Raw genomic sequence first — 12,133 nt, 5'->3', positions numbered from 1 at the left:
CGTGCCGCTCTCCGCCACCACGCCTCGATCCCTTGTCGACCAGGCAATCGACGGCATGCGCGCCCTGCTAGCCGACGGCGAGTGGACCCTCGGCGCCCGCATCCCGCCCGAGCCCGAGCTCGCCGCGGCGCTCGGCGTCAGCCGCAACACGGTGCGCGAGGCCGTGCGGGCGCTCGCCCACACCGGCGTGCTGGAGGTGCGACGCGGCGACGGGACGTACGTCGCGGCCGCCAACGAGGTCGCCGCGCTGATGCGGCGCCAGGTCAGCCGGGTCGACCTGCGGCACGTCCTCGAGGTCCGCCATGCGATCGAGACCCGCGCCGCGGCGCTGGCCGCCGAGCGTCGCTCCGAGGAGGACCTGCGCGTGCTGACCGCTGTGATGGACCGGCGCGCTGCCGCCGTCGCGACCGAGGACGGCGACGCATTCGCCGAGGCCGACGCGGACTTCCATCTCGCCGTGGTCACCGCGACCCACAACCCGCTCCTCATCGAGCTCTACGCCGGCTTTGAGGACACCCTGCGCGCGACCATCCACCTCGATGATGAGACGACCGAGATCGCCGACGAGCACGCCGCCGTCTTCGACGCGATCCGCGCCCAGGATGCCGAAGCCGCCTCGGCCGCGGTCACGGGACTGCTCCACACGCTCGCCCGCTGACCACCGCATTGGTGTCACTGGCGTCGCCTGGCTGGTAGCCCTCTGTTGACCTCGTGGCTCCCCCGTGACCATGAGGAAGTGCCCCTGATCCCGGTAGCCGATCCGTCATGTCTCGGCTCTTGGGTGAGCAGCGATGTCAACGCCAACCACGGCCGACGATGCCCGCCGAAACCTTCTGCAGGAACGCGAGCGCATCGCCGAAGAGCTTCGGGATGTGGCGATGACGCACCTAACTCACGCTCGGGTTCAAGCTCGTCTCGATCAGCAACTCGGTCCGAGGACCCGCCGCAGACCGGCTGCGAGAAGCCGTCGACGACATCGGCGACATCATTCGGCGCCTGCGCAGGCTCGCGTCCGGAATCGACCGGCGCCAGGACCAGGACGTCGACCACGAAGGGAACGGACTCATCCTGCAGACGCTGCTCGACGCGAGCGCCGACCTGTCGGCGCCAGGCGCGAGCACCTCGGTGCACAGCGACCTCACCAGACTTCCTGCAACCGTCACCCGAGGCCTGGCAGAGCTTCTCGGAAGTGGCAGCGCAGCGACCGCGCCGGTCTCGACCCGTCGGGATGCTGGACGGCGCCCAGCACCTGAGCGGGCGCTACACCTTTACTCTCGCCCCGGACCGCGCCTCCGTCGCGCGCTAGGACATCGAACTCGGTCTCGTCGGCTTCATCGGCGCGCCGGCCTCGGCGTGCTTGACCTCGGCGTGCTTGACCTCGGCGACGCGGCTGGCCCACGAGAGGAACACCTGTGGCGGCACGGTGACCGTCGAGGACCCTGGGACGGCTGAGTTCACCGGGATGCCCGGTGACGGCGACCGGTTCGTCTGGCTCAACGGCACCCTGCTCGACAGGCTGTGGACTTCCTGGCCCCAGCGGCGCCTGTACGCCCCCGCTCCGCTTTGGCAAAGCGGCGCCAACCAGGTCGTCGTCCTCGACCTCACCCACCCGGCGACGTACGTCGAGATCCACCCGGACCCGGACTTCAGGCCGAGCGAGGAGTACGTCGAGTTCCTGCCGACCGGCAATCAGCCCAGTCGTTTCAAGGCGGCCTCGGCCGCATGGAACCCGCCCATGCCGTGAACCCCTGCCCCGGGCGGCGTCGCCGAGGAGCACAGATAGACGCCGGGGACCCCGAGAGCGTAGGGGTCGAGGGCCGGGCGCGGGCGCAGCGCGATCTGCCGAGCAGTGTTCGCGCCGGCGCTGATGTCGCCGCCCACCCAGTTCGGGTTGTACGCCTCCAGCTCCCCGGGGTTGCGGGTGGAGACGGCCACGATGCGGTCGCGGAAACCCGGGGCGAAGCGCTCGATCTGGCCGATGATCGCGTCGGTGGCGTCGCCGTCGTAGGCGTGCGGAACGTGGGCGTAGGCGTAGATCGGGTTGACCGAGCCCTGGGAGCGGGACGGGTCGGCCAGATACTGCTGGCCGAGCAGGACGAAGGGACGCTCGGCCATGATGCCGCGGCCCGTGCCCTTCTCGACCGCGGCGATCTCGGCGGCGGTGCCGCCCAGGTGCACCGTCCCGGCGCGGCGGCAGGCCTCGTTCGTCCACGGGATGTCGCCCTCGACGGCGAGGTCGATCTTGAACGCCGCCGGACCGTAGCGATAGCGCTCGAGCGCACGACGGACGTGACGTGGCAGTGCCTCACCGACGATGTCGAGCACCCCGCTCGGGGCTGTGTCGAGCATGGTGACGTCGGGCTCACCGCCCGCGAGGTCCCGCAGCTGGTCCAGGGAGGTGACCCGGACGCCGGTGACCACCTTGCCGCCGAGCTCCCCCAGCTCGGCCAGCAGAGCCCGGGTGATGTTCTCGGTTCCCCCTTCGGCCACCGGCCAGCCCACCGCGTGCGCGGCCGCGGTCAGCATCAGGCCGACCGAGCTGCTGAGCGGGGTGTCGAGACGGCCGAAGGCGTGAGCGGCCACCCCCATGAACAGCGCACGCGCCGGGTCGTCACGGAAGTGGCGCGCGGTCCAGGTCGCCGGCTGGAGGGCGCCGACCCCGAACCGGCCCAGCACGACGGGGTGGCGAGGCAGGTGCACGACCGGCTGGAACACCTCCTCGATGAGCGCCTCGAAGTTCCGGGTGGGGTTGGCGAAGAGGCGATCCCACCGGCCGGCGTCGTCCCCGAGAGAGCTGCGGGACAGCTCCCTGTCGCGGGCCGCGACTCCTGCCCGGCCGTCGTCGAGCGGGTGGGCGAGGTCGATCTCCGGCCACAGCCAGCGCAGCCCGTGCCGTTCCAGCTCGAGCGAGGCGAAGTACGGCGAGGCGACGCCTGTCGGGTGGAACGCCGCGCAGTCGTCGTGGAGCACACCGGGGACGGTTCGCTCGCTGGTCCGGGTTCCGCCACCCGGACGTTCGTACGCCTCGACGACGGTCACCTCGACACCGGCCTGCGCGAGCCTGATGGCTGCGGCGAGTCCGTTGGGCCCGCTGCCCACCACCACAGCAGTGCTCACGCGATCGCCTCCGTGCCGCTCGAGGGCCCTTCCGTCAGCGTACGCCGGCGACGGAACCCGGACGCGGACCAGGACACCGTCAGCGGGACCGGCCCGTTCGGCAGCCACGGCTGCTCGGCCACGCAGTCTCTAACGTTCCACGTGCCTTTCTCGACCACCCCGAGAGCGGCGTCGATGACGCGGTAGGCCTGCGGCGGGTTCGCCCAGGGGGTGGCCTGGGACTCGCAGTAGGCCACGACGAGGTCCCCGGGAGCCAGGTTCAGGCGCTTCTGGACGGCCGCGACCAAGCGCTCGTCGTGGAGGTGCCCGTCGCCGAAGTTCCAGCCGAGGATGGCGTTGCAGACGAATTCGCCATCACGAACCGTGCGCTCCTCCACGTCATCGAGGTGCTCGTAGAGCACCGAGAACAGTCCTCGCCCCTGGCTGTGCATCGAGCGCCAAGCGAGCACCTTCTGCATGGTCATCTCGGCGTCGTCACGCTCGTAGGGCGTGGGCGCCATCCGCTGGAGCTGGTCGAGCTGGTTCTCGACGAGCGGCAGCTCGTTGAGCCGCTCCTCGACCCCGGGCTTCATCGCCCAGACCGCGGAGGCCCAGTTGCCGGCGTACTGCCGCATCGAGGGCAGGAAGGAGACCAGATCCGGGCGCAGGTTGCCGAGCACCGGGCCGAAGCACAGCAGCGCGAAGATCGGAATCAGCAGCAGCGGCTCGGAGAAGTTCCAGATGTTGTAGACCTCGGCGTCGAACCCGCCGCCGAGCCCGCCCCACAGCACCATGGCGATGTAACCGAAGTAGACGTTCCACTCCAGCGGCACGGCCAGCGGGAAGGTCGAGGTGATGAAGATGTGGAAGACGAGCATCGCGATCGCGCCGAGCAGGGCGACGGTGTTGTTCGTGGTCACCAGCAGCACCAGCGGGATCAGGATCTCGACGGTCGTGCCGCCGACGTGTGCCATGAACCAGGCCAGCCGGCTGGGCCGGACGTCGGCCGGCGCGTCGCGGTAGTGCAGCCTCTTGAGGAAGCTCGGCTGACCGGGGCTGTTGGAGATCATCGGTGGCACCACGTTGATGAAGTGGTCACCGAGCTTGGAGACGCCGGCGCCGATCCAGACGACGCAGATGATGATCTTGAACACGACGACGAGGTTCACGAACGCGGCGCTACCGGCGTCCTCGGCCATCACCAGGGCGCCGAGCGTCGCGGACATGAGCATGATCGGGAGGTACTGCTCGGAGCGCGCGGCGAGGAAGATCACCTTGTCACGCAGGCCCATCAGCGGCATCACGATCAGGATCGGCACGAACGCCTCGGGCGGGACGAGCTCCTGGGGGCCGGTTCCCGCGGGGAGGAACCGCACCGGCTCGGCCGAGGCCAGCAGCGGGTAGAGGAGGCTCGCCAGCACCGCGACGTACAGGACGACGTCGAGGACCGTCCGCTCGTCGCCACCGGTGCCAGGAACGTGTCGCCCCCAGGGCGCCATCCGGATCGTGCCCGGCCGCAGCCAGTAGCGGACGTTGCCGAGCATGGGGGCGAAGTGACCGCACAGCGGCCCGAACGCGCCACCGAGACCGATCACCTCGAGCAGCATCAGCCACACCGCGAGCTTCTGGTAGACGACCACGTTGTCGAACCAGGACGCCGGGTCGGTGAAGTGGACATGGCTGGTCGTCCAAGAGGTGATGGCGAGACCGAGCGCGAAGTAGAGGCCCAGCATCTTCAGGATGTAGACGACGTGCAGGACGCGCGGGGTGCCGAAACCGTCCTCGACCCAGTGGGTGGCGAGGATCCGGACGCGGTCGCGCAGCGGAAGGCGTACGAACTCGGCCGGCGGCACCGGCTGCGGGGAGGGGGTGAGGAATCCCATCTCAGGCTCCTTGGAATGTGAGCGCGGCGCGGAGGGCCGGCTTGTCGGTCTTGCCGACGGGGTTCTTGGGGAGGGCGTCCAGGACGGTGATCGAGACCGGGACCTTGATCTTGGTGAGCTGCTCGCGGCACAGGGCACGCAGCTCGTCCTCGGTCGCGGTCCGCTCCGGATGCAGGGCGATGTACGCCACGGGCACCTCGCCGTAGGTCGGGTGAGGCGCCCCGACGACGGCCGCGTCCAGGACGGCCGGATGGGTGTGGAGGACGGTCTCGATCTCCTTGGGGTAGATGTTCTCCCCGCCCCGGATGATCATGTCCTTGATCCGGTCGACGAGGGCGAGATAGCCGTCCTCGTCGAGGATGCCGACGTCGCCGGTGTGCAGCCAGCCGTCGCCGAGCGCGTCCGCGGTGGCATCCTCGCGGTTGAGGTAGCCCTGCATGACGTTGGCGCCCTTGATCACGACCTCGCCACGCTCCCCCGGCGGCAGCAGGCGGCCGTCGGGGCCCATGATCGCGACCTCCTGGCCGGGAAGGGCGACCCCGACGGTGCCGGCCTTGCGGCGACCGTCCACCGGGTTCGCGGTCGAGGCGCAGGTGCCCTCGGTGAGTCCGTAGCCCTCGATCAGCGGGAAGCCGAACCGTTCCTCCGTCGCCCGGATCAGCTCCTTGGACGCGGGTGCTGCACCGCAGATCGCGAACCTGACCGAGCCGGTGTCCCGCACGACCGCGGCGGGGAGGGAGACCAGATGGGAGTAGATCGTCGGCACCGCCGAGAAGTACGTCGGGCGCAGCCGCTCGATGGCGTCGAGGAACTCGACCGGGTGGAACCGCCCCAGGATCGTCAGCTGTCCACCGCCCAGCATCGTGGCGATGAAGCTGACGCAGATCGCGTTGACGTGGAACAGCGGCAGGACCAGCAGACAGTGGTCGCGCTCGGTGAGGGTGAGGGCCTGAGCCATCGACTCCGCCATCGCGGCCACGTTGGAGTGGCTCAGCATCACGCCCTTGGGCCTGCCGGTCGAACCGCTGGTGTAGATCAGCAGGGCGAGGTCGCCGCTCGACGTCGCCGGGCGCGGCAGCGAGCTGCCGGTGGGTGCCGTACGCAGCTCGTCGACGAGCAGGCTGCGACGGCCGCCGTCCGGATCCTCGGGCGACGACTTGACCACGAGCGTCGCCCCCGCGTCGTTGATCTGATAGTCGGCCTCGTTGGAGGTGAAGACCGGGTTGACCGGTGTCGCCGCCGCACCGAGACGCCAGGCGGCGACCAGGCTCACCAGCAGCTCGACCCGGTTGGGCAGCATCACCGCGACGACCGAGCCGGCTCCGACACCGTGGTCTGCGAGCTGCTCGGCGGCACCGTCGACGCGGGTGGCGAACTCGGCATAGGTCAGCTCGACCCGGTCATCACGCATGCAGGGTCGGTCCGCCCGGTGGCCGGGCTGGTTCCAGGGCAGATAGTCGAGGTCCATCGTCGCGCTCCTCAGCGGCTGGGCGGGTGTGGGACCAGACGATAAGAACGAAGGCGTGTCCTGCGTTTGGCTTCCGAGCACGAAGATTCGTCGCGCTCTTGTGACAGGATTCACACCATGGGACGAGTGAGTGGATCACCTGCGGAGCTGCAGGTCAGAGCAGCAGCTCGGGCGGCGGAGACCACCAGGCGGATGGGCGCCGGGCTCACCGATACCGCGACCGCTCTGCACGCCGAGATCGCGGATGCGGTCCCCGAGCTGCGTGGTGACGAGGTGATCCTCGAGCTGCTCCGCGCCAGCGTCGAGAGCAACGTCGAGACGTTCTTCCACATGCTCCAGCACGGGATCGCGACCGAGGAGATCGGGGCTCCGCCGGCGGCGATCGAGTATGCCCGGCGACTGGCCCAGCGCGGCATCTCCTCGAACGCGTTGCTGCGGGCCTACCGGATCGGCCAGAACCAGATCCTCGACCTGGCCATCGCGGAGGTCGCCCGACACGAGCCCGACCGCGAGGTCGCGCTGGCTGCGACCCAGATCCTGCAGCGCAGTGGCTTCGCCTACGTGGACCTGGTCGCTGAGCAGGTCGTGGCGGAGTACGAGTCCGAGCTCGAACGCTGGCTGGCCAACCGCAACACCGTGCGCGCCAGCACGCTCGCCACCCTCCTGGCCGGCGGTGATCTCGAGCTAGGCGCCGCCGAGAACGCGCTCGGCTACCGGCTGCGGCAGCATCACCTCGGACTCATTGTGTGGGATGCCGCGGGCGACGACGCCGCCTGCGGACTGCGGCGGCTGGAGTCGCTGGTCGCGGCGGTCGGTGAACAGGTCGGGGCCGTCGGGCAGCCCTTCTTCATGCCCCAGGACAGCAGCCACGCCTGGGCGTGGATCCCGCTGGGCAGGGCGCCGCGTACGAACCCGCTGAACCTGCAGGCGATCATCGAGCTGGTCACCGCGACCGCCGACGGCGCCCGGATCGCGATCGGCGGCCCGCATCCGGCGCTCGCCGGGTTCCGCACCTCCCACAAGGAGGCGGTGCGGGCCCGCACGGTCGCCACCATGGCCAACGAACGCGCCGCAGCGGTGACGGTCTATGACGACCCGGGCGTACAGGTCGCCTCGATCCTGGCCCATGACCTCGATGGGACCCGACAGCTGGTGGCGACGTCGCTGGGACGCCTGGCCGTCGACGACGAGCCCCACCAGCGCCTGCGCGAGACCCTGCTCGCCTTCCTCGGCGCCAAGAGCAGCTATCTCGCCACCGCCGAGGTGCTCCACGTCCACAAGAACACCGTGAAGTACCGGGTCGACAAGGCCGCCGAGGTGCGTGGCCGCGCGGTCGACGAGGACCGGTTGAATCTCGAGCTCGCGCTGACCGCCTGCAGGTGGCTCGGCGCCTCGGTCCTCCTCAGCAGGGGCACGACATGATGCACTGCCGGAACGCCGCGGGGTCGTCGATGACTTCGTAGCAGCGCCGGACGCAGTCACGACACGGGTTCTGGGTGGCGTTCGTCGTCGTCTCCTGGGTCGTCTCATCCCAGAAGGTGATGTCGGCGGCCAGGGCGCCGGCCAGCAGACGAAACTCCGGGGTGTCCTCCGCGGTCCGGTCTCGTAGCGAGAGCTGGACGACGGGGTGGCTGCCGTGTTCGTCGCAGGGTCGCTCGCCGACGTACTCGGCGCCCTGGATCAGGTCAAGAGGCAGCTCGACCCACTCGGCGCAGTCGCCGAAGGAGAAGTCGAAGGTCTCGGCCTGGTCCGACGGCTTCGCGATGCCCGTCACGGTGGGCGGCGGCCGCAGGTCGTCGCGCCGGAGCCGTTCGGCGAACTCCGCCGGCGGCAGGACTCGCCGCCGCCCGCCCGCGGACGCGCCTTCGGGACGTTTCCCGTAGGTGCTCATGCCCGCTCGATGCGGATGCCGCGCGACTCCGGATCGTCGATCGTGGTGATCGTCAGGTCGCCCTCGAAGTCCGCCTCGGCCAGCTCGGCGAGGACGGCGCGGCGGAGTGCGCGCTCGAGGCGGGCGCGGCCTTCGCCGGTCAGGGGCAGCTTCTCGTCCCACATGACCGTGTACGCCTTGAGGAACTCGGTCTCGACGTGTGTGGTCGGGAAGACGACGGGGGTCGGGTCGAGGGGTGGCCTCGGCCTCGGGGCGGCGTTGCTGTCGTCGGCTTCGCTGCCGGCTTGGTAGGTCATGAGATCTCTCCAAATGTGTGTGTTGTTCGCGTACCTACGTGGGTTCAGGCCCTGCGGGCCGTTGGGTTTCTAGGGCGGTCTGCCCGGCTCGGAAGCAGAGCGCCGATACGATGCGCCGCTGTCCGGCGGCGACGGGACGCACCCGGTGCGGCACGAGCCCTCCGAACATCACCAGGCTCTGATCGGGCGTCGCCTTGATCGAGCGCCGGTCGCGCCGGCCGGTGCTCACCGACGGCAACGGTCGGCCCACCTGTCCCGGGAACAGGTCCCAGGAACCGCTCGGGTCCTCGGCCGGGGAGGAGTCCTGGAGCACCGTCAGGACGACGAGCTCGCACTCGAGGACGTCGAGATGGAGGCCCATGAAGTCGCCCGGCCGGGTGTAGTAGTTGACCGATCCGCGGCGGCCGGTGGGCTCGACCGCCAGCCCGCACAGACCTTCGAGGAACGCCTTGAGCGACGGCGAGCAGTAGGCCGCGTCCTGGGCGTCGCCCCCACCCGCACCGACCAGTCGGCGAGGAGGGTGGCTGTCTCTCCCGACGCCGCCGGAGCGGGCCATCAGCGCCTGCTCCTGCCCACCCCAGTACGCCTCGCGGGCCTCCCGCGTCATCTCGGCGTGAACGTCGTGATCGAACAGGTCCTCGTACAGCGCGAACCCCTCGTGCTCGACGAGCAGCGGGGATGCCGCGAGCGCCGGGTCGATCGGGAGCTCGTCGGCGGCCCGTGGCCGGCGTCGCGGCACGGCGTGCGGCGGCTGCCCGGTCCGGCACCACCTCATCGCCAGCTCGGTGTCGATGCTGAAGTAGTGGCCGATGATCCAGCCGCTCGCTGCGCGCGCCCGCCGGTAGACCTCCCCGCCCAAGGCCGCCTCGGAGGGCGGAACGTCCCTCATGGTCAGCGACTCGGTCAGGCCGAGGGCCAGCCACAGGGCGACCTCCTCGACGATCCAGGAATTCGACGAAGGGAACCCGAGCGGGACGACTCCGTCCACCTCCGATGCGCCCGCCGCCAGTCGTTCGCGCAGCGGGACCAGCGGAGCCAGCTCCGGCTCCTCCGCACTCTTCGCCAGTCCGACCATCAGCCGCAGGGTGATCTCCAGCAGCACCGGTCGAAGCTTCGCCAGCTCCTCGACGCCCTTACGGCTGAGCAGCAGGACGCCCGAGTTGATCGGCCCGACGAACCGGCCGCCCAGCGACTGCGCGAGCCGGGCGAGGTGCTCCTCGTCCAGGTAGGTCGGGTCGTAGCCTCGTTACCGAGTAGCAGACGACGCGTCCCGCCACGTTCGAGCTCATCCGATCCTCCCCTCCGTCAGCGCAACAGACGAGGTCCTGACCGGTCTCCTTGGTCTCCGGGATCACCCAGAATCAGGTACGCAGCGGCATCCGGTCACTCCTCCTGCCGGCGCCCCTGCATCCTGCCCGAATCCATCACGACGATGCGGAGCTTCGGGGAGAGCAGCTGCGTGGCAGTGAGTCCGAACATCGTCCGGAAGGTGTCGCTGAAGTGGCTCGGGGAGGCGAACCCGGCGTCGCTGGCGGCCGTCGAGAGATCCGCGCCCCGACTGACAGCGGCGGCCGCGTGCCGCATCCTGGCCCATCTGCCCGAGCAGGTGGGCCGTCCCCGCTGTGCCCGGGTCGATGTAGAAGAACAGCATCGACTGCTCCTCCCCCGCGACGATCTGATGGGACGTACGCGCCGGGATCAGCGCGCTCCGCGCCGAGCGTGGCCCTTCGGGGCCTGATCGCAGCAGGAAGGGTGCATCCAGGCCCAGCGCGAAGCAGGTCACCGACCCGGAATGAGCGCCCAGGCGCAGCGACGGCCCCCGATAGGCCGCATGTCCCGACCAGAACCACACCGTCGGCTGCGCGTCGTCGCAGCACGAATCCGGAAGCGGCTCGGTCGCCATGCGCGTCATGATCCCACGGTGAACACCGTGGCCAGCCTGACCATCGCCGTCATCGGCGTCTTCTTCCTCGCCATGGGGACGTACGCCCTGGTCGCCCCGAGCGCCCTGGTCGCCCCGTTCCGCCTCTCGGCCCGGTCACCGGAGTCCCGCTCCGAGGTCCGCGCCGTCTACGGCGGGTTCGGCATCGCCATGGCCGCCGTGCTCGGCGTCGCCGCTCTCGACATCGGCGACATCCGGGCCGGCGCCGTGACCACCGTCGGCCTCGCTCTGATCGGGATGGCCGGCGGCCGACTCGTCTCGCGCCTGTTCGACCCGGCCGTACGCTTCTATCCCATCTGGTTCTACTTCGGGATCGAGTTCGTGGCCGGCACGGCGCTGCTTCTGAGCGCCTGACCTCGGCTGATTCGGCTATGCTCGGCGCCGTGGGATCTCGGCCGACATCAGACACGTCTGTACAACCGCCACGTCCGCGCGCCCCCAGCCCGGGCAACATGGGCCAACGAGTCGACTGGCACAACGATCCCTCGGCCCCCGAGGTGAACAGCATCCGACCCAGCGCCGGCGCCTTCGTCCTCGACGACCCGGGCAGGATCCTGCTGATCCGCCGCAACGACACCGGCAACTGGACGATGCCCGGCGGCGCGATGGAGCCCGGCGAGTCGCTGACCGCGGCCGCGGTCCGCGAGACGCTCGAGGAGACCGGCATCACCATCGAGGTGATCGGCCTGGTCGGGATCTGGACCGACCCGCGTCACCGCATCGAGAACACCACCAACGGCGAGGTACGCCAGGAGTGCTCCATCATCTACGCCGGCCGCTACCTCGCCGGCGAGCCGACTCCATCAGCCGAGAACACCCACGCCGAGTGGATCAGCCCCGCGATCATCCCCAGCCTGCAGATGGATCGCAGCCAGCGCGTACGGATCGACTGGGCCCTCAACCGCAACTTCCCCCACCTCGACCCCAACCCCTGATCGCGGCCACCCGAGGCTCAGGCCGTACGCAGCAGCCTGAACTCGTGACGCTGAAGCACCTGTAGCACCAGCTTGGCCGGATAGCCGAAGGCATCTCGTCCGGCCTCGGACGGATAGGGCTCGATCGCGGACACCTGATGCCACTGGCCGTCGACCAGCAGCTCACAGCCGCCAGCGGCGACGATGTTGCGATACCAGTTGACGTTCTCGCCGTACGTCAGCTCCGCGATCAACCCTTTCGGCACCCGCGCGACCATGATCGGCGTCTCGTACGTCTTTCCCGACTTCCGTCCCACGTGACGCACGAGCGAGAACGGCCCGTGTCCCGAGCGGGCCGCCCGGGTCGTCACTCGGTTGAGCGAGTTCTTCAGCAGCCACAACCACCTTCGACGCATCTCAGCCTCCTGGGCTTCGGGTTCACCATCGGCAGTTTCTTGAGCTCGTGACGACGGTATGACTGAATTGATCATGGGCGCTGCCGAACAGGCCTTACTCATCGGGTTGGGGCTGGGTTGAGTCTCCTGGGAGGGTGGTGTTTCTTCGCTGCCGCGGTCGTTGGCCGCCGACCCTTTCTTGAGGGTCTTCTCGATCGTCCCCGGAGTAAAGGACGGGCCTTCGGCCG

Annotated in this window: 13 protein-coding genes; 5 read left to right on the top strand and 8 right to left on the bottom strand. The window is 69.7% G+C overall.

Annotated elements, in window-relative coordinates; translation table 11 throughout:
- Position 1 precedes the first annotated feature (1 nt).
- Together ABZ796_RS21105 and ABZ796_RS21100 are read left to right on the top strand one after the other, a co-directional pair.
- Positions 2 to 658: an FCD domain-containing protein gene (locus ABZ796_RS21105; RefSeq protein ID WP_357339507.1), complete on the top strand. Its 657-nt coding sequence runs from the start codon at positions 2 to 4 to the stop codon at positions 656 to 658.
- 714 nt (positions 659 to 1,372) lie between these two features.
- Positions 1,373 to 1,744 (top strand): hypothetical protein, encoded by a 372-nt coding sequence (locus ABZ796_RS21100; RefSeq protein ID WP_357339506.1) that lies wholly within the window; start codon positions 1,373 to 1,375, stop codon positions 1,742 to 1,744.
- On the opposite strand, the gene ABZ796_RS21095 is transcribed toward ABZ796_RS21100, so the two are convergent.
- Genes ABZ796_RS21095 through ABZ796_RS21085 form a run of 3 tightly spaced genes read right to left on the bottom strand, consistent with a single transcriptional unit; the run spans position 1,690 to position 6,447 of the window.
- Positions 1,690 to 3,117 (bottom strand): NAD(P)/FAD-dependent oxidoreductase, encoded by a 1,428-nt coding sequence (locus ABZ796_RS21095; RefSeq protein ID WP_357339505.1) that lies wholly within the window; start codon positions 3,115 to 3,117, stop codon positions 1,690 to 1,692. The two genes, ABZ796_RS21100 and ABZ796_RS21095, sit on opposite strands and share 55 nt — an antisense overlap.
- A complete protein-coding gene (locus ABZ796_RS21090; RefSeq protein ID WP_357339504.1) occupies positions 3,114 to 4,979 on the bottom strand; it encodes a DUF3556 domain-containing protein in 1,866 nt (621 codons plus the stop codon). Before ABZ796_RS21090 ends, ABZ796_RS21095 begins: the two co-directional genes overlap by 4 nt.
- Position 4,980: 1 nt before the next feature.
- Positions 4,981 to 6,447, bottom strand: a complete 1,467-nt coding sequence (locus tag ABZ796_RS21085) for an AMP-binding protein (protein WP_357339503.1) — start codon at positions 6,445 to 6,447, stop codon at positions 4,981 to 4,983.
- Between the two features lie 126 nt (positions 6,448 to 6,573).
- Here ABZ796_RS21085 and ABZ796_RS21080 point away from each other — a divergent pair, with 126 nt between their 5' ends.
- Positions 6,574 to 7,869 carry a helix-turn-helix domain-containing protein gene (locus ABZ796_RS21080; protein WP_357339502.1) on the top strand — a complete coding sequence of 432 codons (1,296 nt, stop codon included), beginning with the start codon at positions 6,574 to 6,576 and terminating at the stop codon, positions 7,867 to 7,869.
- Here the strand turns inward: ABZ796_RS21080 and ABZ796_RS21075 are convergent.
- From ABZ796_RS21075 to ABZ796_RS21060, 4 genes are all read right to left on the bottom strand, one after another.
- Positions 7,850 to 8,338 carry a hypothetical protein gene (locus ABZ796_RS21075; RefSeq protein WP_357339501.1) on the bottom strand — a complete coding sequence of 163 codons (489 nt, stop codon included), beginning with the start codon at positions 8,336 to 8,338 and terminating at the stop codon, positions 7,850 to 7,852. The two genes, ABZ796_RS21080 and ABZ796_RS21075, sit on opposite strands and share 20 nt — an antisense overlap.
- Positions 8,335 to 8,634, bottom strand: coding sequence for a hypothetical protein (locus ABZ796_RS21070; protein ID WP_357339500.1), 300 nt, complete (start codon positions 8,632 to 8,634; stop codon positions 8,335 to 8,337). Before ABZ796_RS21070 ends, ABZ796_RS21075 begins: the two co-directional genes overlap by 4 nt.
- A gap of 34 nt (positions 8,635 to 8,668) precedes the next feature.
- Positions 8,669 to 9,736, bottom strand: a complete 1,068-nt coding sequence (locus ABZ796_RS21065; RefSeq protein WP_357339499.1) for a hypothetical protein — start codon at positions 9,734 to 9,736, stop codon at positions 8,669 to 8,671.
- 281 nt (positions 9,737 to 10,017) lie between these two features.
- Positions 10,018 to 10,314: a helix-turn-helix domain-containing protein gene (locus ABZ796_RS21060; protein WP_357339588.1), complete on the bottom strand. Its 297-nt coding sequence runs from the start codon at positions 10,312 to 10,314 to the stop codon at positions 10,018 to 10,020.
- Positions 10,315 to 10,555: 241 nt separating this feature from the next.
- Here ABZ796_RS21060 and ABZ796_RS21055 point away from each other — a divergent pair, with 241 nt between their 5' ends.
- Together ABZ796_RS21055 and ABZ796_RS21050 are read left to right on the top strand one after the other, a co-directional pair.
- Positions 10,556 to 10,930, top strand: a complete 375-nt coding sequence (locus ABZ796_RS21055) for a DUF4345 domain-containing protein (RefSeq protein ID WP_357339498.1) — start codon at positions 10,556 to 10,558, stop codon at positions 10,928 to 10,930.
- A gap of 98 nt (positions 10,931 to 11,028) precedes the next feature.
- Positions 11,029 to 11,511, top strand: coding sequence for an NUDIX domain-containing protein (locus tag ABZ796_RS21050; protein WP_357339496.1), 483 nt, complete (start codon positions 11,029 to 11,031; stop codon positions 11,509 to 11,511).
- A gap of 17 nt (positions 11,512 to 11,528) precedes the next feature.
- On the opposite strand, the gene ABZ796_RS21045 is transcribed toward ABZ796_RS21050, so the two are convergent.
- Positions 11,529 to 12,133: nitroreductase family deazaflavin-dependent oxidoreductase (locus tag ABZ796_RS21045; protein WP_357339494.1), on the bottom strand; the 605-nt coding region annotated here is incomplete at its 5' end.

Origin of the sequence: Nocardioides sp. NPDC047086 (assembly GCF_040643685.1) — a bacterium.
Taxonomy (GTDB): domain Bacteria; phylum Actinomycetota; class Actinomycetes; order Propionibacteriales; family Nocardioidaceae; genus Nocardioides.
This window is presented reverse-complemented; position numbering and strand designations above follow the sequence as displayed.

Coding starts and splice junctions, on each gene's coding strand:
- ABZ796_RS21070 (WP_357339500.1), bottom strand. CDS start 8,634: ATGACCTACCAAGCCGGCAGCGAAGCCGACGACAGCAACGCCGCCCCG.
- ABZ796_RS21075 (WP_357339501.1), bottom strand. CDS start 8,338: ATGAGCACCTACGGGAAACGTCCCGAAGGCGCGTCCGCGGGCGGGCGG.
- ABZ796_RS21090 (WP_357339504.1), bottom strand. CDS start 4,979: ATGGGATTCCTCACCCCCTCCCCGCAGCCGGTGCCGCCGGCCGAGTTC.
- ABZ796_RS21050 (WP_357339496.1), top strand. CDS start 11,029: ATGGGCCAACGAGTCGACTGGCACAACGATCCCTCGGCCCCCGAGGTG.
- ABZ796_RS21085 (WP_357339503.1), bottom strand. CDS start 6,447: ATGGACCTCGACTATCTGCCCTGGAACCAGCCCGGCCACCGGGCGGAC.